The 22,523-nt window shown below is 65.0% G+C and carries 19 protein-coding genes; 14 read left to right on the top strand and 5 right to left on the bottom strand.

Features of this window, described 5'->3' with window-relative positions; translation table 11 throughout:
• The first annotated feature begins 72 nt into the window (after positions 1–72).
• From AC5RVN_RS09735 to AC5RVN_RS09725, 3 genes are read left to right on the top strand one after another with little or no spacing between them, the layout of a single operon-like run.
• Entirely contained in the window at positions 73–1,197 is a 1,125-nt protein-coding gene (locus AC5RVN_RS09735; RefSeq protein ID WP_494105146.1) for a Gfo/Idh/MocA family protein, read from the top strand.
• On the top strand, positions 1,197–1,946 hold the full coding sequence (locus AC5RVN_RS09730) for a ThuA domain-containing protein (protein WP_494105011.1): 750 nt from the start codon (positions 1,197–1,199) through the stop codon (positions 1,944–1,946). The genes AC5RVN_RS09735 and AC5RVN_RS09730 overlap by 1 nt, the downstream gene beginning before the upstream one ends.
• Before the next feature lie 43 nt (positions 1,947–1,989).
• The gene (locus AC5RVN_RS09725) at positions 1,990–3,087 is read left to right on the top strand and encodes an alanine racemase (RefSeq protein ID WP_494137785.1); all 1,098 of its coding nucleotides are present in this window, start codon (positions 1,990–1,992) and stop codon (positions 3,085–3,087) included.
• Positions 3,088–3,097: 10 nt separating this feature from the next.
• Here AC5RVN_RS09725 and gdhA read toward each other — a convergent pair whose 3' ends face one another.
• Entirely contained in the window at positions 3,098–4,435 is a 1,338-nt protein-coding gene (gene gdhA / locus AC5RVN_RS09720) for an NADP-specific glutamate dehydrogenase (RefSeq protein ID WP_494137784.1), read from the bottom strand.
• Between the two features lie 197 nt (positions 4,436–4,632).
• Between gdhA and AC5RVN_RS09715 the strand changes: the two genes are divergently transcribed.
• From AC5RVN_RS09715 to AC5RVN_RS09705, 3 genes are all read left to right on the top strand, one after another.
• A complete protein-coding gene (locus AC5RVN_RS09715) occupies positions 4,633–5,259 on the top strand; it encodes an AmiS/UreI family transporter (RefSeq protein WP_494137783.1) in 627 nt (208 codons plus the stop codon).
• Between the two features lie 47 nt (positions 5,260–5,306).
• Complete coding sequence (locus tag AC5RVN_RS09710; protein WP_494137782.1) at positions 5,307–7,202, top strand: amylosucrase; 1,896 nt, start codon at positions 5,307–5,309, stop codon at positions 7,200–7,202.
• Between the two features lie 97 nt (positions 7,203–7,299).
• A complete protein-coding gene (locus AC5RVN_RS09705; protein WP_494137781.1) occupies positions 7,300–8,157 on the top strand; it encodes a prephenate dehydratase in 858 nt (285 codons plus the stop codon).
• On the opposite strand, the gene AC5RVN_RS09700 is transcribed toward AC5RVN_RS09705, so the two are convergent.
• Positions 8,139–10,049, bottom strand: a complete 1,911-nt coding sequence (locus AC5RVN_RS09700; RefSeq protein WP_494137780.1) for an FAD-binding monooxygenase — start codon at positions 10,047–10,049, stop codon at positions 8,139–8,141. The two genes, AC5RVN_RS09705 and AC5RVN_RS09700, sit on opposite strands and share 19 nt — an antisense overlap.
• 219 nt (positions 10,050–10,268) lie before the next feature.
• Between AC5RVN_RS09700 and AC5RVN_RS09695 the strand changes: the two genes are divergently transcribed.
• The 6 genes from AC5RVN_RS09695 (at position 10,269) to AC5RVN_RS09670 (ending at position 16,776) form a co-directional block, all read left to right on the top strand.
• Positions 10,269–11,747 (top strand): fumarylacetoacetate hydrolase family protein, encoded by a 1,479-nt coding sequence (locus AC5RVN_RS09695; protein ID WP_494137779.1) that lies wholly within the window; start codon positions 10,269–10,271, stop codon positions 11,745–11,747.
• Positions 11,740–12,423: a GntR family transcriptional regulator gene (locus AC5RVN_RS09690; RefSeq protein ID WP_494137778.1), complete on the top strand. Its 684-nt coding sequence runs from the start codon at positions 11,740–11,742 to the stop codon at positions 12,421–12,423. Before AC5RVN_RS09695 ends, AC5RVN_RS09690 begins: the two co-directional genes overlap by 8 nt.
• A 10-nt stretch (positions 12,424–12,433) precedes the next feature.
• Entirely contained in the window at positions 12,434–13,972 is a 1,539-nt protein-coding gene (gene hpaE / locus AC5RVN_RS09685) for a 5-carboxymethyl-2-hydroxymuconate semialdehyde dehydrogenase (protein ID WP_494137777.1), read from the top strand.
• A gap of 124 nt (positions 13,973–14,096) precedes the next feature.
• Positions 14,097–15,182, top strand: coding sequence for a 3,4-dihydroxyphenylacetate 2,3-dioxygenase (hpaD, locus tag AC5RVN_RS09680; protein WP_494137776.1), 1,086 nt, complete (start codon positions 14,097–14,099; stop codon positions 15,180–15,182).
• A gap of 2 nt (positions 15,183–15,184) precedes the next feature.
• Positions 15,185–15,970: a 2-oxo-hept-4-ene-1,7-dioate hydratase gene (gene hpaH, locus AC5RVN_RS09675; RefSeq protein WP_494137775.1), complete on the top strand. Its 786-nt coding sequence runs from the start codon at positions 15,185–15,187 to the stop codon at positions 15,968–15,970.
• Positions 15,955–16,776, top strand: coding sequence for an HpcH/HpaI aldolase family protein (locus AC5RVN_RS09670; RefSeq protein WP_494137774.1), 822 nt, complete (start codon positions 15,955–15,957; stop codon positions 16,774–16,776). Before hpaH ends, AC5RVN_RS09670 begins: the two co-directional genes overlap by 16 nt.
• Before the next feature lie 98 nt (positions 16,777–16,874).
• Here AC5RVN_RS09670 and AC5RVN_RS09665 read toward each other — a convergent pair whose 3' ends face one another.
• Complete coding sequence (locus tag AC5RVN_RS09665) at positions 16,875–18,176, bottom strand: Nramp family divalent metal transporter (RefSeq protein ID WP_494105004.1); 1,302 nt, start codon at positions 18,174–18,176, stop codon at positions 16,875–16,877.
• Between the two features lie 124 nt (positions 18,177–18,300).
• Positions 18,301–19,236: a dihydrodipicolinate synthase family protein gene (locus tag AC5RVN_RS09660; protein ID WP_494105003.1), complete on the bottom strand. Its 936-nt coding sequence runs from the start codon at positions 19,234–19,236 to the stop codon at positions 18,301–18,303.
• 166 nt (positions 19,237–19,402) lie between these two features.
• On the opposite strand from AC5RVN_RS09660, the gene AC5RVN_RS09655 reads away from it, so the two are divergent.
• A complete protein-coding gene (locus AC5RVN_RS09655; protein WP_494042532.1) occupies positions 19,403–20,413 on the top strand; it encodes a LacI family DNA-binding transcriptional regulator in 1,011 nt (336 codons plus the stop codon).
• Here AC5RVN_RS09655 and AC5RVN_RS09650 read toward each other — a convergent pair.
• Positions 20,376–21,686 (bottom strand): saccharopine dehydrogenase family protein, encoded by a 1,311-nt coding sequence (locus tag AC5RVN_RS09650; RefSeq protein ID WP_494105002.1) that lies wholly within the window; start codon positions 21,684–21,686, stop codon positions 20,376–20,378. The two genes, AC5RVN_RS09655 and AC5RVN_RS09650, sit on opposite strands and share 38 nt — an antisense overlap.
• A 380-nt stretch (positions 21,687–22,066) precedes the next feature.
• Between AC5RVN_RS09650 and AC5RVN_RS09645 the strand changes: the two genes are divergently transcribed.
• On the top strand, positions 22,067–22,501 hold the full coding sequence (locus AC5RVN_RS09645; RefSeq protein ID WP_494105001.1) for a DUF4192 family protein: 435 nt from the start codon (positions 22,067–22,069) through the stop codon (positions 22,499–22,501).
• Positions 22,502–22,523: the final 22 nt, after the last annotated feature.

Raw genomic sequence — 22,523 nt, 5'->3', positions numbered from 1 at the left:
GCCGCGCCGAAAGCTCCCGCCACCAAGGAAAAGGAAGTATCCGTGAAAAACGAGCAGCCACCCGGACAGCCAATCCCAGCCACTGAGACAGCGGAGGCAGAAAAGGGGACTGAAGGCGCCCAGGAACTGCGGGTCGGGGTGGTGGGCATCGGCTGGGCGGGCCAGCAGCACCTTAAGGCCTACGCTTCGCTGCCGGGCGTGAGGATCGTGTCGCTGGCAGGGATGGAGCAGGAACTCCGCGGTTCGCTGCAGGCCGAGTACTCCATTCCGAACGCCTTTGCGGAATGGGAGGAGATGCTGGAGCACGGCGGCCTGGACGCGATCAGCGTGGCAGTGCCTACCTTCCTGCACGCACCTATCACCGTCGCCGCACTGGAACGCGGACTCCACGTGCTCAGCGAGAAACCCATCGCACGCAACGCGGTTGAGGGCCGGGCAATGGTTGACGCGGCGCGGAAGGCGGGGCGCGTCCTGGACGTCGCCTTCAACCACCGCCGCCGCGGTGACATCCAGGCACTCAAGGGCGTGATTGACGACGGCGGCCTGGGGCGGCCATATTATGCCAAGGCATCCTGGCTGCGCCGTTCGGGCATCCCGACGCTGGGCAGCTGGTTCACCAACCCGGAGCTCGCCGGCGGCGGACCGCTGGCGGACATCGGCGTGCACGCGCTCGATTACGCCCTGCACCTTCTCGGCGAACCCAAAGTAGTGGCCGTGTCCGCCGCGACCCACTCAGAACTGGGCCCGCAGGGGCGGGGCGGCGGAAGCGAGTACTCCGCGTTGGCTTCCAGCCACGCTTTCGAGGTGGAAGACTTCGCGTCCGCTTTCCTCCGCCTTGAGGGCGGCGGGACACTGCTGATTGAGGCGAGCTGGGCCACCTATCGCGAAACCGACGACCTGTTGGACTTCACGGTGTACGGGACCGACGGCGGGGCCGAGCTCAAAGTGCAGGGGGCACCTTTCCCGCCCGTCGGCCAGCTGCGGGTGTTCACGGAAAAGGACGGTGAAAGCGCCGATTACGTGCCGCCGGTGCTGCCCGGCCGCGCCCATGACGGAGTGGTGGAGGATTTTGTGGCAGCCGTGCGCGGCGGGCAAGCAGTCTGGGAGGAGCATGACGGCTCCCTGGCGCTCTACCGGGCACAGATCATCGACGCGTGCTACCAGTCCGCGCTGGAGCAGAGGGAGGTTCGTCTCTAATGAACGGCAAACTGAAAATCCGGGTGTGGAACGAGGGCGTCCACGAGGCCAACAACGAGCCGTCCCACATCGGCGAGATCTACCCTGACGGCATCCACGGCGCCATCGCCGCCGGTCTCCGCTCCTACTACCCGGAAGCAGATATTACGACGGCGGTCCTCGCCACCGACGATGAGCACGGCCTCGACGAGGAGGTGCTTGCGGAAACGGACGTCCTGCTCTGGTGGGGGCATATCGCCCATCACGAGGTGAGCGACGCCGTCGTCGAACGCGTCCACCGGCACGTGCTCGGCGGGATGGGGCTGATCGTGCTCCACTCGGGTCACTTTGCGAAGGTGTTCACCAGGCTGCTGGGCACCAGCTGCTCACTGGCCTGGCGCAACGACGGCGAGCGGGAGCTCGTGTGGACGGTAAAGCCGTCGCACCCCATTGCGGAGGGGGTGGACAGCCCCATTGTCATCCCGGAGCAGGAGATGTACGGCGAGTTGTTCGACATTCCGGACCCGGACGACCTGATCTTCATCAGCTCCTTCGCCGGCGGTGAAGTGTTCCGGTCCGGCGTCACCTTCACCCGCGGTAAGGGCCGCATCTTTTACTTCAGTCCCGGCGACCAGGAATACCCGGTGTATCACCACCCGCAGATCCAGCGGGTCCTGGCGAACGGCGTGCAGTGGGCGGCCCAGCCCGGCCGGCACCGTTCGGGTCCGGAGGTGACCAACCCCGCACGGGACTGGTTCGAGGAGGAATGAGGTTCCACACCGTGCTGCCCGGCAGCTCCTAAGATGGCGAAGCATGACTATTCCCCCGGAAGTTGATACCCCGGAAATCCTGGTGGACGTGGAGGTCCTGGACCGGAACATTGAACAGATGGCCCAGGCAGTCCGGGCCAAGGGCCTTGCCTTGCGGCCGCATGCCAAGACCCACAAAATCCCGGAGATAGCGGCGCGCCAACTCGCTGCCGGTGCAGTGGGGCTGACAGTGGCAACCATCGGCGAAGCGGAAGTTTTCGCATCGGCCGGGGTGCAGGACATCTTCATCGCCTACCCCTTGTGGCTGTCGCAGGTAAAGGCCGCCCGGCTGGCGCGCCTGGCGGAAAAGGTTACGGTCGCCGTCGGCGTGGACTCCCCGGCTGGCGCCGCCGCGCTGGGAGCCGCCCTGGGACACGTCGCGGAGAACGTCAGCGTGCTGGCGGAGATCGACAGCGGCCACCACCGCAGCGGGGTGGTGCCGGAAGCCGCGGCTGCGGTGGCGCGGGCAGCCTCCGACGCCGGCCTGCGGGTAGCAGGTGTGTTCACCTTCCCGGGCCACAGCTACGCCCCAGGAATGCCGGCCGAGGCTGCGGCGCAGGAGCAGGCAGCCCTGAGGCGGGCGGCAGAGGCACTTGCCGAAGCCGGGTTCGAGGCGCAGGTCCGCAGCGGTGGATCCACCCCCACGGCGCTGCTCACGGAAGAATCCGCTGCCACCGAGGTGCGTCCCGGCGTCTATGTTTTTGGTGACGCCCAGCAATTAGAGCTTGGCCGGTGCGCCCTGGAAGACATCGCCCTTACCGTCGCCGCCACCGTGGTCAGCCACCATGACACTCCGGCGGGAGCCCCTGCGCGCTTCATTATTGACGCCGGCAGCAAGATCCTGGGCAGTGACCGCCCATCCTGGGCAACTGGATTTGGCCGGCTGATCGATCACCCCGATGCCCGCATCATAGCCCTCTCGGAGCACCACGCCACGGTGGAATGGAACGGCCGCGGGGCACCACCGCCCATCGGCACCCGGCTGAGGGCCATCCCCAACCACGTGTGCCTGGCGATCAACCTCGTGGATGAGGTCGCCGTCGTAAAGCAAGGACAACTCGCAGGCCGGTGGAGTGTGGCTGCCAGGGGCAGGAACCGATGAGGGGTTCCCGCTAGATCAACCCCTGGGCCAGCATCGCGTCGGCCACTTTGACGAACCCGCCGATGTTGGCGCCGAGCACGTAGTTGCCCGGGTCACCGTACTCGTCCGCAGTGGACGCGCAGCGGTGGTGGATGCCCACCATGATTTCGGTAAGCCGCTCCTCCGTATGCTCAAAGGACCAGGAGTCACGGCTGGCGTTCTGCTGCATCTCCAGGGCCGATGTCGCCACGCCGCCCGCGTTGGCCGCCTTGCCCGGACCGAACAGCACACCGGATTCCTGGAACACTGCCACGGCGCCCCGGGTGGACGGCATGTTCGCACCCTCGCCGAGGGCGAGGAGCCCGTTGCGGACCAGCCGGGCGGCAGCATCGCCGTCGAGCTCGTTCTGGGTGGCGCAGGGCAACGCCACGGTGGCGTTTACGTCCCAGACTGTGCCGCCTTCGACGTAGGAGGTGCCGCCGCGGCGTTCGGCGTAGTCCTTCAGGCGGCCTCGTTCCACCTCCTTCACCTCGCGGAGCAGGGCCACGTCAATGCCGGCCTCATCCACCACATAACCGGACGAGTCCGAGCAGGCCACCACTGTGGCACCCAGCGCCTGAGCCTTGGCAATCGCGTTGATGGCCACGTTGCCGGAGCCGGAGACCACAACTCGCTGGCCATCAAAGGACGTGCCCCGCGTCTTCAGCATCTCCTGGGTGAAGATCACGGTGCCAAAACCCGTGGCTTCGGGTCTGACCAGCGAGCCGCCCCAGGAGATGCCCTTGCCCGTGAGCACACCGGACTCGTAGCGGTTGGTGATGCGCTTGTACTGGCCGAAAAGGTAGCCGATTTCGCGTCCGCCCACCCCGATGTCGCCGGCAGGAACGTCTGTGTATTCGCCGATATGGCGGTAAAGCTCGGTCATGAAGGATTGGCAGAACCGCATGACTTCACCGTCGCTGCGGCCGCGGGGGTCAAAGTCGGAACCGCCCTTGCCGCCGCCGATTGGCATGCCGGTGAGCGCGTTCTTGAAGATCTGCTCAAAGCCAAGGAATTTAACAATGCCCAGGTAGACGGAGCGGTGGAACCGCAGGCCGCCTTTGTACGGTCCCAGGGCGGAACTGAACTCCACCCGGAAGCCGCGGTTGATCTGCACGCGTCCCGCATCGTCAGTCCACGGCACCCGGAAGATGATCTGCCGTTCCGGTTCGCAGAGCCGCTCCAGGATGGCCGCTTCGAGAAATTCGGGGTGTCTGTCGTGGACCGGCTCCAGGCTTTCGAAGACCTCTGTAATGGCTTGGTGGAATTCCGCCTCGCCGGGGTTACGGGCCAGGACCGTGTCCCTGATGGCCTCCAACCGTGCGTCCATGAACTATTCCTTACTGGGCCTGGCACGGGACGGCGAAGCGAGGCAGCGCTGTCCCGGTCTGGGTTTCGACTTATCCGATTACGACTTGAGCTCGTTAGGCGAGCACCCGAGCCCACAGCTAACCTCCATAATGTGATCACAAAATTCCACTTTATGAAACCCGCAGCGGCTGGGCCGGAAGGCGAGGGCGGGTTCTGATGCCGCACATATGCCTCCTCCTCTCCGGCGCCGCACTGCTGGTTAATGGCCTCGCCCTGCTGGGGCACCTGCCGCGCCGCGACGCGGCCGTGCTGAGCCTGGTGGTGGGCTCCATCCAACTGGTGCTGGCCGTCGTTTTCCTGGCTGAAGGCGGCCCTGCCGCCACTTTGCCCACCGCAGCGGGCATGGTTCTGTTCGGCCTGACGTACGTCTACGTGGGTTTGGACGTCCTGCTGAACCTGGGCTCGAAGGGATTGGGGTGGTTCTGCGGCATGGTTGCGTTTGTCGGGCTGCTGCTGGCCGCTTCCTGGCGTGGGACTGATCCCTTGCTGGCCGTATTGTGGCTGGCGTGGGCAGTTCTCTGGGCCTTGATGTTCGGATCAATGGCTTTGGGGCTGGGACGCCTGGAGCCGCTCATCGGGTGGGCCTTGGTCCTGGCCAGCCCGGCGACTGCCACGGTCCCCGCTTTCCTTGGCCTGGCGGGGATCTGGCCCCGAACCGTTGAGGGGGCCTGGCTGGCAGCGGTTGTCCTGGTAGCACTCTTTGCATCCGCATTGGTTCTGGCGCGTCGTGGAGCCGCTGCCCCGCTCGCGCACAGTGCCGCCCGCCGTGGCATACTGCCGTAACCAGTGCATGCCGGATCAGCCGGCCGGAGTGCGGAAGGGGAAAAGCAATGCAGGAATCCGTCAGCGTGGACGAAACGGCGCGGCAGCACGTCGTCCGCGCACTTGCAGGAGCGCACCTCACCGCAGGAGCTGACTTCGAGCAGCGGTTCCACCGGCACTTTCCTGACCTCTGCCGCCTTTTCCACTCGCTGTACGGCTCCCGCGCCGACTGGCTGGACCAGCTAACGGCGCTGGTCCTGCAAAGCGCCCGCTCCTGGCAGGAACGTCCGGAGGAGCTGAAGGTCCTCGACGCCGAACGGGAGGCCAAAAGCGGCTGGTTCCTGTCCAACGACATGCTGGGCGGGGTCTGCTACGTGGACCGGTACGCGGAAAGCCTGGAAGGAGTCCGCGCCCGCATCCCATACTTCAAGGAACTCGGGCTCACTTACCTGCACCTCATGCCGCTGTTCCTGGCCCCCGAGCCGCACTCGGACGGCGGCTACGCGGTCTCCAGCTACCGCGACGTGAACCCGAAGCTGGGAACGATGGAACAGCTGCGGTCACTGGCCGCCGAGCTGAGGGCGAACGGCATCAGCCTGGTAGTGGACTTCATCTTCAACCACACCTCCGACGAACACGAGTGGGCCAGGCGCGCCGCAGCCGGCGATCCGGAATACAGCGGCTACTACTGGATCTTCCCGGACCGGACCATGCCGGACGCCTACGAGCAGAACGTGCGTGAAATTTTTCCTGAGAACCACCCGGGATCCTTCATTCAGATGGAGGACGGGCGCTGGGTCTGGGCCACCTTCCACACCTACCAGTGGGACCTGAACTACGCCAACCCCGCGGTCTTCCGCGCCATGGCCGGCGAGATGCTGTTCCTGGCCAACCAGGGCGTGGACATCCTGCGCATGGATGCCGTGGCCTTCATCTGGAAAAAGCTCGGCACGCCGTGCGAAAACCTCCCGGAAGCCCACACCTTGCTCCAGGGCTTCAACGCGGTGTGCAGGCTGGCTGCCCCGTCGCTGCTGTTCAAGTCCGAGGCGATCGTCCATCCGGATGAGGTGGCGCTCTACATCGACCCCGCTGAGTGCCAAATCTCCTACAACCCGCTGCAGATGGCCCTGATCTGGGAATCCCTGGCCACCCGCGACGTCTCACTGCTGGCACAGGCACTGGAGCGCCGCCACAACATCCCCGAGGGCACGTCCTGGGTCAACTACGTCCGCAGCCACGATGACATCGGCTGGACATTCGCCGACGAGGACGCCGCAGAACTGGGCATCAACGGCTACGACCACCGCCGCTTCCTGAATTCCTTCTACGTCAACCGCTTCCCCGGCAGCTTCGCCCGCGGGGTTCCTTTCCAGGACAACCCCAAAACCGGTGACTGCAGGATTTCGGGTACGACGGCGTCGCTGTGCGGCATGGAGGTCAGCCCGGCTGAGGCGGTGGAGCGGATCCTCCTGGCCCACTCGATTGCCTTCAGCACAGGCGGGATCCCCCTGCTGTACCTGGGCGACGAGGTGGGCCAGGTCAACGACTACGGTTACGACCGGGAGGAGGGCCACGAAGCTGACAGCCGTTGGGTCCACCGGCCCCGCTTCCCCGAAGAGCAATACGAGCACCGGTTGGACCCGTCCACTCCGGAAGGTGCAATCTACGCCGGCATGAAACGCATGATCGAGGTCCGGGCAGCCACTCCTGAGCTGGCCGGCACCCGGCTGATCGACTTCGCCACCAACAACCGCTCCGTCCTGGCCTACCAGCGGCCCGGCGGGCCTACCCTGATTCTGGCACTTGCCAACTTCAGCGATGTGCCGCAGACCCTGCCGCCAGAAACCTTCGCACGTTACTCAGCTGCCGCCGTCGACCTCCTCTCCGAGGCCGTGCTGCAGCTGGACGAAGGCGTCACGCTCCTGCCACGGCAATACGTCTGGCTGCGCGTCACCTCCATCTGAGCGCCTCCCCAACAGGCCCTGGCGTTTTGACGCTCAAAAACGACACTTAGCGCTGCCAGTTGGGTCTGCAGGTGCGGGCCGTGAAACCATACGGATCATGCCTCAGAAGATTGCGTACCAGGGTGAGCCCGGCGCCAACTCCAATATCGCCTGCCAGCAGATGTTCCCCGGACTGGAAAGCGTGCCGTGCGCGAGCTTTGAGGACGCCTTCGAACTGGTGTCCGGCGGCGAGGCGGACTTGGCCATGATCCCCATTGAGAATTCGATCGCCGGCAGGGTGGCGGACATCCACGTTCTGCTGCCCCAGTCCAACCTGCAGATTGTGGGCGAGTTCTTCCTGCCCATCCACTTCGACCTGCTGGGCATCCCGGGCAGCACCATCGAGGACGCCACTGAAGTCCACAGCCATATCCATGCCCTTGGCCAGTGCCGCCGCCTCATCCGGAAGCACGGGCTCAAGCCTGTCATCGCCGGTGACACCGCCGGTTCCGCGCGCGAAGTCAGCGAGTGGAACGATCCCCGCAAGCTGTCCCTCGCTCCCCCGCTGGCCGCCCAGATCTACGGCCTGGAAGTGCTGGCCTCACGGGTGGAGGACGATCCCTCCAACACCACCCGGTTTGTGGTCCTTGCCCGGGAAACGGAACTGCCGGGACGGAACGAACTGCCCGGGCCGGCAGTCACCAGCTTTGTGTTCCGTGTCCGGAATGTCCCTTCCGCCCTGTACAAAGCTCTGGGCGGGTTCGCCACGAACGGCGTGAACATGACCCGGCTCGAAAGCTACATGGTGGGCAACGAGTTCGCGGCCACCATGTTCATGGCCGACGTTGAAGGACACCCCGAGGACCTGCCCCTGAAGCTGGCCCTCGAGGAACTGGACTTTTTCACCACCGAGGTGCGCGTCCTCGGCGTGTATGCGGCCGCCGAGTACAGGACACGTCAGACCGTCAGCGGCTGATCTGCTGTGTGGCGCGGCTTCAGCAGGGGTGCGAAAAATTCGCCCAGCTCAACCGTTGCCGACAGCGGCAGCACGTTCGCCACGTACTGGTCCGGCCGCACCACTACCACCACGCCGCCGCGGTCCAGGCCGCGCAGTTCGAAGATGTCGGCGGCCGGATCCGTGGCGTACACCTTTTCGTAGTCGGTCAGCTTGAACGGGCCCACCTGCGGCTTGAACACCGCGGGAACTGCGCTAATGTCCACGGCGGTGTGCGGCTGCTGGTAAATCACCTTCACGTCGAACCAAGCGTCAGGATCAGCGTCCGACGGCGTTGCGGCCAGCGGCGATTCCGGCGAGTCCGCGAGCCACCCGGCAAAGTCAGCCACACCTGTTGCCTCCCCCGCCGGCGCGGCGTCGGCGAAGACATAGATCCGCCACCTGCCGTCCGCCGTGGCGTGGTGGCCCAGGTGGATCGGGTTGGTGTCACCCACCCGTACAACGGGAGCGGACTTGAAGCGCTTGCCTACTGGGAAGCCGGTGGCCAGCTCTTGGTGGTGTGCGGTGCCCACCAGCATGGACGGCGCGTATTGGGTCATGAATCCGGCAGGGAATTCGGCGGTGCGGACGTAGAAGTCCTCCAGGTCCGAGGGGTTTTCGAACTCTTCGGGCTTCTTGGCCATCATGGCGGACCACTCTTTGTCGAAGTCGATGAGGTTCCTGGCCACCACCTGCCTCTCCTGGGAGTAGGTGGCCAACAGGCTTTCGGGGCTGCGGCCTTCAAGGACGTGACCCAGCTTCCAGGCAATGTTGAAACCGTCCTGCATGGAGACGTTCATGCCCTGGCCGGCCTTGGCACTGTGGGTGTGGCAGGCATCCCCGGTGATGAACACCCGCGGGGTGCGGGTGCCACGGTCCTCCGGCAGGACGTCGTCGAACCTGTCGGTAAGGCGGTGGCCCACCTCGTACACGCTGTGCCAGGCGACGTTGCGGACATCCAGGATGTAGGGGTGCAAAATGGCGTTGGCCTTGGCGATGATCTCCTCAATGGTGGTGTTGCGCACCGCGTGGTGAGTGGCGGGGTCTACCTGTCCCAGATCCACGTACATGCGGAACAGGTGCCCGCCTTCCCGGGGGATCAGCAGGATGCTGCCCTCGGCGCCCTGGATGGCGCACTTGGTGCGGATGTCCGGGAAATCTGTGACGGCGAGGGCGTCCATGACGCCCCAGGCGTGGTTGGCGGCGTCACCGGCGAGGGTACAGCCGATGGCCTGGCGCACCTTGCTGCGCGCGCCGTCGGCTCCCACCACGTATTTGGCCCGCACGATCCGCTCCTGGCCCTCGTTGGGACCGGCTGTCTGGAGGAGGGTCACGGCGACCGGGTAGTCGCCGCCGTCGGTGACCTCCAAACCTTGGAATTCGTAGCCGTAGTCGGGTTTCATCCGCGTAGGTGAATTGGCCATGACCTCGGCGAAGTAGTCGAGCACACGGGCCTGGTTGACGATGAGGTGCGGGAACTCGCTGATGCCCATCTCGTCGTCAACGGTGCGGGCGGTCCGGATGATGTTGGAGTGGTGGGCCGGGTCCGGCTTCCAGAAGGCCATCTCGGTGATCCGGTAGGCCTCGGCGATAATACGCTCGGCGAAACCGAAGGCCTGGAATGTTTCCACACTGCGGGCCTGAATGCCATCGGCCTGGCCGATTGCGAGCCGGCCGGGACGGCGCTCGATGATACGAGTGGTGATGTTCGGAAACTGGGAGAGCTGCGCGGCGGCGAGCATTCCTGCCGGGCCGGTCCCGACGATCAGCACGTCCACTTCGTCCGGAAGCCCGGCGGGGCGGTCGATGCCGACGCCGGCGGCGGGCTTTATCCGCGGGTCTCCGGATACATAACCGTGGTGGTGAAACTGCACGGAATTCCTCACTTCATTGTGCGGCTTTGCGGCCGGAAGGTTGTTCGATAATGGAATTTGTATTTCCATATGAGAAAAGCTGCTGCCGACCAACACTGTACGTCACGTGTGATGTGGACGACAAGGAAGCTAAAACGAGGCAGGGTGAAGGGGGTTGACGGGCCGCGCTTGGGAAGCGATAGTGATCGTATACGATTTCGCACTGATCAAGGAGACGTTTTGAAGCAGGTCGATGGGGACACCTTGGCAGCAGCACGGAAAGTGATCGCCGTCCATATCAACTACCCCAGCCGCGCCGCCCAGCGGGGGCGGACTCCGGCCCAGCCGTCCTACTTCCTCAAGCCCCCAAGTTCTTTGGCCGTGACCGGCAGCACAGTAGAACGTCCTGCCGGCTGCGAGCTCCTTGGCTACGAGGGTGAGATTGCCCTGATCATCGGCAAGGCTGCGCGCAGGGTAGGAATCGAGGACGCCTGGAGCCACGTCGGGGCCGTTACCGCCTCCAATGACCTCGGTGTCTATGACCTGCGCTGGGCGGACAAGGGCTCGAACCTCCGTTCCAAGGGCGGCGACGGCTTCACCCCGGTGGGCCCGGCACTGATCCCGGCAGACGCCGTGGACCCCGCCAAACTGCGCATCCGCACCTGGCACAACGGCGAGCTGGTTCAGGACGACTCCACCGAGGACCTGCTCTTCCCGTTCGCCCGCCTGGTGGCGGACCTGTCCCAGCTGCTCACCCTCGAGGAGGGCGACATCATACTCACCGGCACCCCCGCGGGCGCTTCCGTGGCCAAGCCGGGAGACGTCCTGGAGGTGGAGGTCTCCGCAGGGGACCTCACCACAGGCCGCCTGGTCACCCGGGTGGAGGAAGGCACGACGCCGTTCGCGGACTTTGGTGCCGGCCCCAAGGTTGATGACCTGCAGCGGGAAGAGGCCTACGGCTCCCGCGCAGCCGCGGGGCTCCCCGCCGTCGGACCTGTCCTTACCCCTGGGTTGAAGGCCAAGCTTGAGAGCGTCGCCACCGCCACCCTGTCTTCCCAGCTGCGCAAGCGCGGCCTGAACAACGTGAGCATTGACGGTCTCCAGGCCACCCGGCCGGACCGGCGCGTGGTGGGCCTGGCCCGGACCCTGCGTTACGTGCCCAACCGCGAGGACCTCTTCAAGACCTACGGCGGCGGGTTCAACGCCCAAAAGAAGGCCATCGACTCCGTCAAAGAAGGCGAAATCCTGGTCATGGAAGCCCGCGGCGAAAAAGGTACCGGAACCGTGGGCGACATCCTCGCCCTCCGAGCCCAGGTCCGTGGCGCCGCGGCCATCATCACCGACGGCGGCGTCCGGGACTACACCGCCGTCGCCGGGCTGGACATGCCCACGTACTTCGCCAACCCGCACCCCGCGGTGCTCGGCCGCCGCCACATCCCCTGGGATACGGACATCACCATCGCCTGCGGCGGCGCAACGGTTCAGCCCGGTGACATCATCGTGGCTGACTCGGACGGCATCCTGGTGATCCCACCAGCGATGGCGGAGGAACTGGTGGATGACTGCATCCAGCAGGAAAAGGAAGAAACCTTCATCTTCGAGATGGTCCGGCAGGGCCACAGCGTGGACGGCCTGTACCCGATGAACGCGGACTGGCAGGCCAGATATAAGGAATGGGAAGCACTCAACCTTCCAGCGGAACAGGCATCTGATGACTGAAGCAGCGCTGACCCGCCTTCCGGTGGCCGCCGTCGGCAGCAAATCCCAACAGGCCTACGAAGCAGTGAAGGCCCGCATCGTGGAAGGAACGTACACCCCTGGGTACCGCCTGGTCCTGGGCAGCATCGCCAAGGACCTCGGCTTCAGTGTGGTTCCGGTCCGAGAGGCCATCCGCCGCTTGGAGGCCGAAGGGCTGGTGACGTTCGAACGGAACGTCGGTGCAACCGTAGCCGGCATCGACCCCACGGAGTACCTCTACACGATGCAGACCCTGAGCATCGTGGAAGGGGCCGCCACTGCGCTGTCCGCCCCGTTGATCGATGCAGAGGCCATCGCCCGTGCCCGTGCGGTGAACGAGGAGATGCGGGAGTGCCTGGACCACTTCGACCCTGTCCGGTTCACCCAGCTGAACCGAGACTTCCACAGCGTCCTGTTCGAGCAATGCCCCAACCCGCACATCCTGGACCTGGTGCACCGCGGCTGGAACCGGCTGGCAGCAATACGGTCCTCCACCTTCCGCTTCGTTCCCGGCCGTGCGCATGACTCGGTGGACGAGCACGAGGCCCTGCTGAAGCTCTTCGAAACCGGCGCCGACGCCGACACCATCGAAAAAGCCGCCCGTCTCCACCGTTCCGCCACCCTGGACGCCTACCTTGCCCGAACCAAACACATTTAGGACTTCAATGATGACGACCTCAACAGAGACCTCCAAGCACTACGTTCCTGAAGACCTTCCCACCCATATCCAGCACTACATCAACGGCCACTTCGTTGATTCCGTGGGCGGTAAGACCTTCGACGTCCTGGACCCTGTCTCCAACCGGAACTACGCCACTGCTGCGGCCGGCCAGAAAGAGGACATCGACCTCGCCGTCGCCGCCGCACGTGAGGCCTTCGTCAACGGCCCATGGCCGAAGATGAAGCCCCGTGAACGCGCCCGCATCCTGAACAGGATCGCCGACGCCGTCGAGGCCCAGGAAGCCCGCCTCGCAGAACTGGAAACGTTCGACACCGGCCTGCCAATCACCCAGGCCAAGGGCCAGGCGCTGCGTGCGGCCGAGAACTTCCGCTTCTTCGCGGACCTGATCGTGGCGCAGTTCGACGACGCCATGAAGGTCCCCGGCTCGCAGATCAACTACGTCAACCGCAAGCCGATCGGCGTCGCGGGCCTGATCACCCCGTGGAACACCCCGTTTATGCTGGAGTCCTGGAAGCTCGCCCCGGCGCTGGCCACCGGCAACACCGTGGTCCTCAAGCCCGCCGAGTTCACCCCGCTGTCCGCCTCGCTGTGGGCCACGATCTTCAAGGACGCGGGACTGCCCGACGGCGTCTTCAACCTGGTCAACGGTCTCGGCGAGGAAGCTGGCGACGCGCTGGTCAAGCACCCGGACGTGCCGCTGATCTCCTTCACCGGCGAGACCACCACCGGCCAGACGATCTTCCGGAACGCGGCTGAGAACCTCAAGGGCCTGTCCATGGAGCTCGGCGGGAAGTCCCCCTGTGTGGTGTTCGCTGACGCAGACCTGGACGCCGCGATCGATTCGGCCCTGTTCGGGGTCTTTTCACTCAACGGCGAACGCTGCACCGCCGGTTCCCGCATCCTGGTCGAACGCGCCATTTACGACGAGTTCTGCGAGAAGTATGCCGCCCGCGCCAAGAACATCGTGGTGGGTGATCCGCACGACCCCAAGACCCAGGTGGGCGCCCTGGTCCACCCGGAGCACTTCGAAAAGGTGGCCTCCTACGTGGAGATCGGCAAGTCCGAAGGCCGGCTCCTGGCCGGCGGCGGCCGCCCGGACCACCTGCCCGAAGGCAACTACATCGCACCCACCGTGTTCGCCGACGTCGCCCCCGACGCCCGGATCTTCCAGGAGGAAATCTTCGGCCCCGTCGTGGCGATCACCCCGTTCAACACTGACGACGAAGCCCTCGCCCTGGCCAACAACACCAAATACGGCCTCGCCGCCTACATCTGGACCCAGAACCTCACCCGCGCGCACAACTTCTCCCAGAACGTCGAGGCCGGCATGGTGTGGCTGAACAGCCACAACGTCCGCGACCTGCGCACCCCGTTCGGCGGCGTCAAAGCCTCAGGCCTGGGCCACGAAGGCGGCTACCGCTCCATCGACTTCTACACCGACCAGCAAGCCGTCCACATCACCCTCGGCACCGTCCACACCCCCAAATTCGGCAGCATCGAAACCTCCGCCGCCAACGAAGGCTAACCACCCAACCAGGCCCTGGCAGCCCAAGTAGCTCACATTTGTTGTCGTTTTGAGGCTCCAAAACGACACCTACTGCGAGTCAGTTGGGTCCCCACAAACCTGCTTTCGAAGAAGAGAGACCATCATGACCAGCTTTGTTCCCACCCCTTCTGTTACGGCCCCGGATATCGTCCGTTGTGCCTATATGGAGATCGTGGTCACGGACCTCGCCAAGTCCCGCGAGTTCTACGTGGACGTCCTGGGCCTGCACGTCACAGGGGAAGACGAGAACGCGATCTACCTGCGTTCCCTGGAGGAGTTCATCCACCACAACCTGGTGCTGCGCAAGGGACCCATCGCCGCCGTCGCCGCTTTCGCCTACCGGGTGAAGTCCTCCGCCGAGGTGGACGCCGCCGAGGCCTACTACCGCGAGCTGGGCTGCCGGGTGGAGCGCCGCAAGGACGGGTTCACCAAGGGAGTCGGCGACTCCGTACGCGTGGAGGACCCGCTGGGCTTCCCGTACGAGTTCTTCTACGACGTGCAGCACGTCGAGCGCCTCACCCAGCGCTACGACCTCTACTCCGCCGGCGAACTGGTGCGCCTGGACCACTTCAACCAGGTCACCCCCGACGTCCCCCGCGGCCGCGCCTACCTGGAGGACCTCGGTTTCCGCGTCTCCGAGGACATCAAGGATTCCGACGGCGTCACCTACGCCGCGTGGATGCACCGCAAACAGACCGTCCACGACACCGCCCTCACCGGCGGCAACGGCCCCCGCATGCACCACGTCGCCTTCGCCACCCACGAGAAGCACAACATCATCCAGATCTGCGACAAGATGGGCGCCCTGCGCATCAGCGACCGCATCGAACGCGGGCCCGGCCGGCACGGCGTCTCCAACGCCTTCTACCTCTACATCCTGGACCCGGACGGCCACCGCATCGAGATCTACACCCAGGACTACTACACCGGCGACCCCGACAACCCCACCATCACCTGGGACGTCCACGACAACCAGCGCCGCGACTGGTGGGGCAACCCCGTCGTCCCGTCCTGGTACACCGAAGCCTCCCTCGTCCTGGACCTGGACGGCAACCCCCAACCGGTCATCGAACGCGAGGAAAAGAGTGAAATGGCCGTGACCGTGGGTGCGGACGGCTTCTCCTACACGCGCAAGGACGCTTCCCCGGACGGGGACCGGACCGGTTTCAAGCTGGGGGCGCAGCTGTAGCCATGCTCGATGCCCAGACGATTGAGGCCATCGCCGACGAACTGCTGGAGGCGGCCCGGACCCGGACCCCTGTTCCACGCCTGACGGCCCGGTACCCGGAGATGACCGTGGAGGATTCCTACGCCGTCCAGCAGTTGTGGCGCCGCCGGAACGAGGAGGCCGGAAGAACGCTGGTGGGCCGCAAGATCGGCCTTACGTCCAAGGCCATGCAGGACGCCACCGGTATCACCGAACCGGACTACGGGGCCATCTTCGGTGACATGGTGCTGGAATCCGGCTGCTCGGTGGAGTGGGACAGTTACACCCATCCGCGGGTTGAGGTGGAGCTGGCGTTTGTCCTCAAGGACGGGCTCAAGGGGCCCGGCGTCACCATTTTCGATGTCACGAAGTCCACCGACTATGTGGTCCCGGCCCTCGAGATCCTCGATTCGCGGATTGAGATGGAGGGCCGGACCATCGTGGACACTATCTCCGACAACGCCGCGATGGGCGCGATGGTGATTGGAGGGAACCCGGTGAAGCCGGACGCCGTGGACCTCCGCTGGGTCTCGGCCATCCTCTACAAGAACCAGACCGTGGAGGAAACCGGCGTCGCAGCCGGGGTCCTGGACCACCCGGCCAACGGCGTCCACTGGCTGGCGAACAAAATTGCCGCGCACGGGGACTCGCTAAAGGCCGGCGACATCATCCTCGCCGGATCCTTCACCCGCCCGCTCTGGGTTCACAAGGGCGACACCGTCCACGCCGACTACGGACCCCTCGGGAGTGTCACATGCCGCTTCGATTAGAACCCACCTTCCGCGACGCCCTCGCTGAGCAAAAGCAAAAGGGTCAGGCAGGCCGTCCGCTGGCCGGGATGTGGGTCTGCTCCGGCAGCCCACTCATTGCAGAACTGTGCGCCGGATCCGGGCTGGACTGGCTGCTGGTGGACGCGGAGCACTCCCCTAATGGGCTGGAATCCATCCTCGCCCAGCTCCAGGCCACCCATGGTTACCCGGTCCACACCCTCGTGCGGCCGCCGGTCAACGACACCGTGATCATCAAGCAATACCTGGACCTCGGCGTGCAGAACCTGCTCATCCCCATGATCAACTCGGTGGCCGAGGCAGAAGCCGCTGTCGCGGCCACCCGCTACCCGCCCGAAGGCATCCGCGGCGTTGGTTCCGCCCTTGCCCGGGCCGCCCGCTGGAACCGGGTCCCTGGCTACCTCGCCCGAGCGAATGAGACCATCAGCGTCACGGTCCAGATTGAGTCGACGACGGCGGTGGACGCGGTCGAGGACATCCTGAAGGTCGACGGCGTGGACGCCATCTTCGTTGGCCCGTCGGACCTTGCCGCATCCATGGGCCTGCTGGGACAGCAGGAACACCCCGAGGTGCGTGCCGCCGTCGAACACTGCCTATCTGCTGCCAAAGCCGCGGGCAAACCTGCCGGCGTCAACGCCTTCAACCCCGACACCGCCCGCCACTACCTTGCCAACGGCGCCAGGTTCATCCTGGTGGGCGCCGACGTCGCGCTCCTCGCCCGAGGCTCCGAGGCCCTCGCCGCCCAATACATCCAGCAAGCCGACGGCGGCACCCCCGCCAGCTACTGAGCGACCGCCTTTGGCAAAGAAGCAACCTGCATTTATGGACAGTAATGCCCCCACCATCGGGGGTGGGGGCATTACTTGTGTGGTTGTGCCGCGTTCAGCTAGCCGATCAGGGTGCTGATGAGCCGGAAAGACAGGGCGAAGATGGCGATGAGGCCGATGGCTCCGAAAAGGTTTTGCCACCACTTGTTGCGGAGGTCGCCCATGACGGCGGTTTTGTTGGCCATGGTGACGATCAGGACTCCGAGCAGGGGTGCGATGAGGACTGTGAGGGACTGGGCGATGACGATCAGGCCGACGGGTGAGGACTGGAATGAGAGGGTGATGATCAGGCCGAAGGCAAGGATCGCTGCGGTAAAAATGCGCGCTGCGGGGGATCCTGCTTTGGCACCGCGTCCGATGGCGTCGGAGAGCATGGTACCGCCTGCGGTGGCGTTGGCGATCATGGAGGAGAACGCTGCTCCGGAAAGTCCCAGGGCGAAGAGCATGGCCCCGGTGGGGCCGGCCAGCGGGGTGAAGATGGAGGCGAGGGCGTTGATGGTCCCGGCCTCGGCCCCGGTCTTTCCCAGTACGGCGGCGGCGACCATGATGACCAGGGCGGTCATGATGCCGGGGGCGACGATGCCGGGGATGGTGTCAACGAGGGTGATGTCCTTGTAGTCGGCGCGGGTGCGGCGGTGTTCCTTGATGCCGTAGGAGGTGTAGAAGGCGGCGTTGATGGAGAAGTTGGTGCCTACGAGGGCAATGATGAGGAGTTCGCTTCCGGCAGGCAGGCTTGGGACCATTCCTTCGAGGGACCGGTACCAGTCGGGCTGCGCGACGACGGTGCTGGCGATGAAGGCGATGCCCATCAGGACAACGATGACCAGGAGTGCTTTTTCGACGATGCCGTAGACGTTTTTGAAAGCCAGGACGATCGCGACGGCGATGGTGCAGACAACGGTCCACAGGACCGGGGAGCCGCCGAAGATCAGTGACAGGCCGAGGCCGGATCCGACGGCGTTGCCGACGGAGAACATGAGGGTGATACCGAAGACGCCAAAGCCTGCGAGCAGGCCGACCCATTTGCCGAGGTGGTCCTTGATCGAGGAGATCAAAGAGACGGGGGTGGCGATGCCGAGCCGGACGCTCATGTCCGTGAAGAAGATCATCAGGATCGTTGAGACTGCGATGACCCAGACGAGGCTGTAGTCGAACCGGCTTCCGGCCTGCACGGCGGTGGTGAGGTTTCCGGGGCCGAACTGCCAGGCTCCGACGACGAAGGCCGGGCCCATCAGGGCAAGGTACTGCAGGAAAGTCCGGTGCTTCTTCGCGGCCGCGGGGGCCTGGTTTCCTTGCTGGGTTGCCATCTGTTCTTCCCTGGTTTCCTGGTGGGTGATGGTCTTATTCTGCTGCTCGCGCATCGGCGAGTCCTCCTTATACAGCGACACTGCTGGGGGCGTCATTGGCCCGGGACGGAGAGTGAAAGTTAGGGCACGGGTGGCGGGCCAGGGGCACGCCACCCGTGAGGACCCGTAAAGGGTGGAATCAGGCGCTGACGGTGACCTTGCCGATGTTGGCGGCAGCGAAGGCTTCGGCAATTTCGGTTTCGGCGCCCTCGGGCAGGGGCAGGAGCGGGGTGCGCACCGTGGCGTGGTCAAGAATGCCGCGGTTCACCAGGCCCCACTTCAAGGCGACGGTGCCTTCCATGTGGGACCCGCGGTGGTAAACGTTCTTGGTCACGGGGAGCAGGCGCTCATGGATGGCGTGGGCACGCTTGTAGTCCTGCGCCTTGCCGGCTTCGATCAGTTCGACGAGCAGTTCGGGGGCGATGTTGCCGTAGCCGACGAGCAGACCGTCGACATCGAACATCGTTGGCAGCAGGTATTCGTCGTGGCAGGACAGCACCTGCAGTTCGGGGTACGCGGCGCGCAGTGCGGGGATCTCCGTGTACCACCGGCGCATGTTCCGGACACCGTTCTTCGTGGCAAAGACGCCCTCCTGGCCAGCGATCTCCAGCTGGGTGTCCAGGTTGTAGCTCGCCTTGGTGTTGTCCGGGTACTGGAACAGGATCAGCGGCAGACCGGACTCTTCATAGATCTCCTTGTAGCGCGTCTGCGGCGCGCCGTCCTGGTATCCGAAACGCAGCCACCCGTGCGAGGGGTAGACCAGACCGGCTGACGCGCCGGCCTCGACAGCTTTCTTTGCCTCTAGGGCCGCGGTCTTGTTGCCCTCCTTGGTGATGCCCGCCACGACCGGCACGCGGCCGTCGGTGGAGGCAACGAACGCGCGGATAACGTCAAGCTGCTCCTCTTCAGTAAGGAACGTGCCTTCGCCCGCGTGCCCCAGGACGACGAGGCTCTTAACGCCTTCAATCGAACCGAGCCACGAGCCAAGACGCTGGATCGCCGGGTAGTCGATAGCGCCATCTTCGGTGAACGGGGTGACAGGTGCGGGGCTGAGTCCGCGGAGATCGAGTGTCATTGCAGCTACCTCTTGTCTTCATTGATGGTCGGCAGTCCCGCTGTCATGAGAACGTTTGCGGGAACGTTTTCAAGTTTGCACGTGTCGCAGCTCACTGTCAAGAGAACGTTTGCAAGTCAGGAGGATTAGAGTGTCTGTTACACCCTTGCTGAAGAGGAGAACCCTTATGGATCCGGCCGCCACCGGCACTGTCGTCACGCTGAAGGACGTCGCAGCGGCCAGTGGCGTGAGCATTTCCACGGCCAGCCGCGCCCTGGATGAAAGGACCACGTCTCGCTCAGCAGCTGCAGCGAACGTCCGGAAAGTGGCCGAGGAGCTCGGTTACCGGAGGAACTCCTTCGCCTCCAGCCTGCGCCGCGGCGAAACCCGCACCCTGGGCGTCCTTGTCCCCCGCTTGAGCGACACCGTCATGGCCTTGATGTTCGAAGAACTCGAAAAAGCCGCATCCTCCCGCGGCTACTTCGCCATGGTTGCCACCAGCGGAGATGACCCTGACGAGGAACGCAGCGCAGCCGAAACCCTGCTCGACCGCAACGTGGACGGATTGATCCTGGCCACGGCCCGGCTCGACGACAAACTCCCCCGGCTCCTGCGTGAACGCCGGGTAGCGCATGCATTGGTACTGCGCACCGACGGCATCAGCCCATCCGCCCTCGGAGACGACGAAGTGGGCGGCTACCTCGCCGTGCGCCACCTCATCGACCTCGGACACCGCGAGATCGCTGTCGTCACCGGCCCTGACTTCACATCCTCCGGGAAAGCCCGTCTCGCCGGCGCCCGCAGAGCCATGGAAGAAGCCGGCATCAAACCGGCCGACAAATGGCTCATCGCCGCAGGCTACGGCATCGAAAACGGCTACACCGCCGGCGAAACACTCCTTAGCGCTGGCCATCGTCCCACAGCGGTCTTCGCGGCCAACGACAACATCGCCATGGGCGTGATGGCGGCAGCACACCGCAACGGCATCACCATCCCCGAAGACCTCGCACTGGTCGGGTACAACGACACACCCCTTTCGGCGCGGCTGCCCACACCCCTAAGCTCCGTCCACGTTCCCCTGGACCAGATCGCCGCCACCGCCATCGACCTCATCGTCAACCCCGCAACCGAACCCCTCATTCGGCGATCCATGCCTACCCTCATCCCCCGCCAATCCAGCGGAACACCCAAGCACTAGTCCACTTCCCTGCCTGCGCCGTCGATCTGCAGGATCTAGTTCCGACGAGTTTGGTGACCTCGTAAGTGTGGCCGGCCGCACGGAGTCGCTGTATGAGCACGTTGCCGAGTGCAGTGGCCGGTGTCAGTGACCCCTTCGCGGTTGGCAGCCGGTCACTGTCGAGGGCTAGAGCGAGTGCAGTCTCCCCTGCCATGACGGCGGTGGCGGCATAGCCGGGATCACCGGGGCCGGCAGCAATTGCCTGGTAACGGTGCCCGTCTTCGGTGCGGGCGGTTACCTGGGAGTGGAACCAGCCTGCGCGCTGCGTGCTGATGCTCGGACCTGCACCTGGTGCCGGCAGCCAGCGGTCGAGCACCCACCGGGTGGGCGGGAACGCCATCGCACCCACAAATGCCCGAAGCCCGAGCGCCGTTGCCCTGGCGAGAACCGCTCCTGCCGGTCCGCGGGCCATTCCCATCACCTCGCCGTACTGAAGGGAGCGGCCGTAGGCCCAGCCCTGCAATGCGTTGCTGCGGCGCACTATCCGAGTGTTGAATGGGGCCATGATGAAAGGCACGGTCCAGGTGCCGTCATCGGAACGGCGCACCGGACCGGCGTCAGGAGGCTGTTGTATCTCCGGCTCCCGTGCCCGGTCAGGGCTTAGAGCGAAGGGGTCTGCGGCCAATGACCTCAGGGCGGGGCTCGATCGCATCGCGTCGAGCTGCCCGCGCATCGACTCGAGCGTGCCTCCGCTGATGCCGGCCTTGGCCCTAGCAACTAGTTGAACCTGGAGCAGGCCGCCAGCGCCGTCGGCTTCTGCCGCCTGATGAAGCAGCAGTACGGCGAGGTCGGACGGCACGGAGTCATAGCCGCAGGAGTGCACAATCCTGGCCCCGCTCGTCTTGGCCAGGGCGTCGTAGCGATCGATCGCCTCCCGGATGAAGGACACCTCACCGGCGAGGTCGGCGTAGTGAGTACCGGCCCGTGCGCATGCCTCCACGACGGGTAGTCCGTGTTTCGCGTATGGACCGACGGTTGTGAACAGCACACGGGTGCCCGCGGCGAGGGCCGCGATAGTGTCCCCGGCCTCCGAGTCAGCTTCAATAAGGGCCCATCCGTGCGCCGCTTCCGGCAACTGCGACCGAACCGCCTCAAGCCTGGGTTTGGACCGGCCCGCGAGTCCGACCCGCATACCTGCCGGTGCATGCTCTGCGACGTAGGCGGCGATCAGCCGGCCAACGAACCCTGTCGCTCCATAGAGAACGAGGTCATGTTCCCGAGGTAAGTTTTCCATAACTGCAGCCTTTCACGGCGGCAACTCCAGGCCGACACCCGGCTCCTTGCTTGAGTCCCCGCAACGGGGACAATTCTCGTAGTTTATCCACGGCTACTGCTGCCAAGGAGCTACCCCAACGGCTCCTATTCCCCGCCGTAGATAGCCCGAATTGACCCCAATCATGAACGGGTCGAAACCGCCGCCGATTCCGGCCGCGTTGTCAGTAAGCACTTGTTTGCCTGACCGAGACAGCCTGACAGAAGGTCCATTATCGACGCTTCTATGTCTGTCAAGCGGGCGGGAAACGGGTGCGGACGCGGACCAAGTTGTCGCCTGGGGCGGCTTAGGTGACCACGAGCCGCCCCACCCACCAAATTCCTCAGCAAAGGACTTTCAACATGAACGACGCAATCCGCATCTCCAGCCCCGCCGACATCCTCGGTTTCATCCCGCACTCCCTCGGGTTCGTACCGCGGGAATCCTTTGTGTTCCTGACCATGCGGGGCAAGACGCTGGGCGCCACACTGCGGGTCGACGCCCCCGCGTTCGCGGAACCCGCCGGTTTCGCCCGCTCCCTGGTGGACTACCTCGCACTGGACACTCAGGCCACGGCGGTGCTGCTGGCCATCTACACGGCCAGCACCCCCCGCCCGGACAGCCCCGCCCCTTCCACGACCACGTCGAGGCCGTCATCGAGGCACTGGACAGCGCAGGTACCCCGCTGCAGGACGCGTGGCTGGTCACCCCGTCACACTGGCAGAACCTGCTGTGCGACAGCGACGCCGGGTGCTGCCCGCCCGAATCACTGGAAACCATCACCGACAAGCAACTGAACGCGGAACTGGTGTTCCGTGG

Source organism: Arthrobacter sp. sptzw32 (assembly GCF_059089735.1).
Note: the sequence above shows the minus strand (reverse complement) of the source record. Positions and strands in the feature narration are given on the sequence as shown.

What these genes read in the sequence shown, in the direction of transcription:
- AC5RVN_RS09710 (WP_494137782.1), top strand. Translation starts at nt 5,307, where the DNA reads ATGCAGGAATCCGTCAGCGTGGACGAAACGGCGCGGCAGCACGTCGTC.
- hpaE (WP_494137777.1), top strand. Translation starts at nt 12,434, where the DNA reads ATGACGACCTCAACAGAGACCTCCAAGCACTACGTTCCTGAAGACCTT.
- AC5RVN_RS09690 (WP_494137778.1), top strand. Translation starts at nt 11,740, where the DNA reads ATGACTGAAGCAGCGCTGACCCGCCTTCCGGTGGCCGCCGTCGGCAGC.
- hpaH (WP_494137775.1), top strand. Translation starts at nt 15,185, where the DNA reads ATGCTCGATGCCCAGACGATTGAGGCCATCGCCGACGAACTGCTGGAG.
- AC5RVN_RS09705 (WP_494137781.1), top strand. Translation starts at nt 7,300, where the DNA reads ATGCCTCAGAAGATTGCGTACCAGGGTGAGCCCGGCGCCAACTCCAAT.
- AC5RVN_RS09665 (WP_494105004.1), bottom strand. Translation starts at nt 18,176, where the DNA reads ATGCGCGAGCAGCAGAATAAGACCATCACCCACCAGGAAACCAGGGAA.
- AC5RVN_RS09725 (WP_494137785.1), top strand. Translation starts at nt 1,990, where the DNA reads ATGACTATTCCCCCGGAAGTTGATACCCCGGAAATCCTGGTGGACGTG.
- AC5RVN_RS09730 (WP_494105011.1), top strand. Translation starts at nt 1,197, where the DNA reads ATGAACGGCAAACTGAAAATCCGGGTGTGGAACGAGGGCGTCCACGAG.
- AC5RVN_RS09655 (WP_494042532.1), top strand. Translation starts at nt 19,403, where the DNA reads ATGGATCCGGCCGCCACCGGCACTGTCGTCACGCTGAAGGACGTCGCA.
- hpaD (WP_494137776.1), top strand. Translation starts at nt 14,097, where the DNA reads ATGACCAGCTTTGTTCCCACCCCTTCTGTTACGGCCCCGGATATCGTC.
- AC5RVN_RS09645 (WP_494105001.1), top strand. Translation starts at nt 22,067, where the DNA reads ATGAACGACGCAATCCGCATCTCCAGCCCCGCCGACATCCTCGGTTTC.
- gdhA (WP_494137784.1), bottom strand. Translation starts at nt 4,435, where the DNA reads ATGGACGCACGGTTGGAGGCCATCAGGGACACGGTCCTGGCCCGTAAC.
- AC5RVN_RS09670 (WP_494137774.1), top strand. Translation starts at nt 15,955, where the DNA reads ATGCCGCTTCGATTAGAACCCACCTTCCGCGACGCCCTCGCTGAGCAA.
- AC5RVN_RS09715 (WP_494137783.1), top strand. Translation starts at nt 4,633, where the DNA reads ATGCCGCACATATGCCTCCTCCTCTCCGGCGCCGCACTGCTGGTTAAT.
- AC5RVN_RS09660 (WP_494105003.1), bottom strand. Translation starts at nt 19,236, where the DNA reads ATGACACTCGATCTCCGCGGACTCAGCCCCGCACCTGTCACCCCGTTC.
- AC5RVN_RS09650 (WP_494105002.1), bottom strand. Translation starts at nt 21,686, where the DNA reads ATGGAAAACTTACCTCGGGAACATGACCTCGTTCTCTATGGAGCGACA.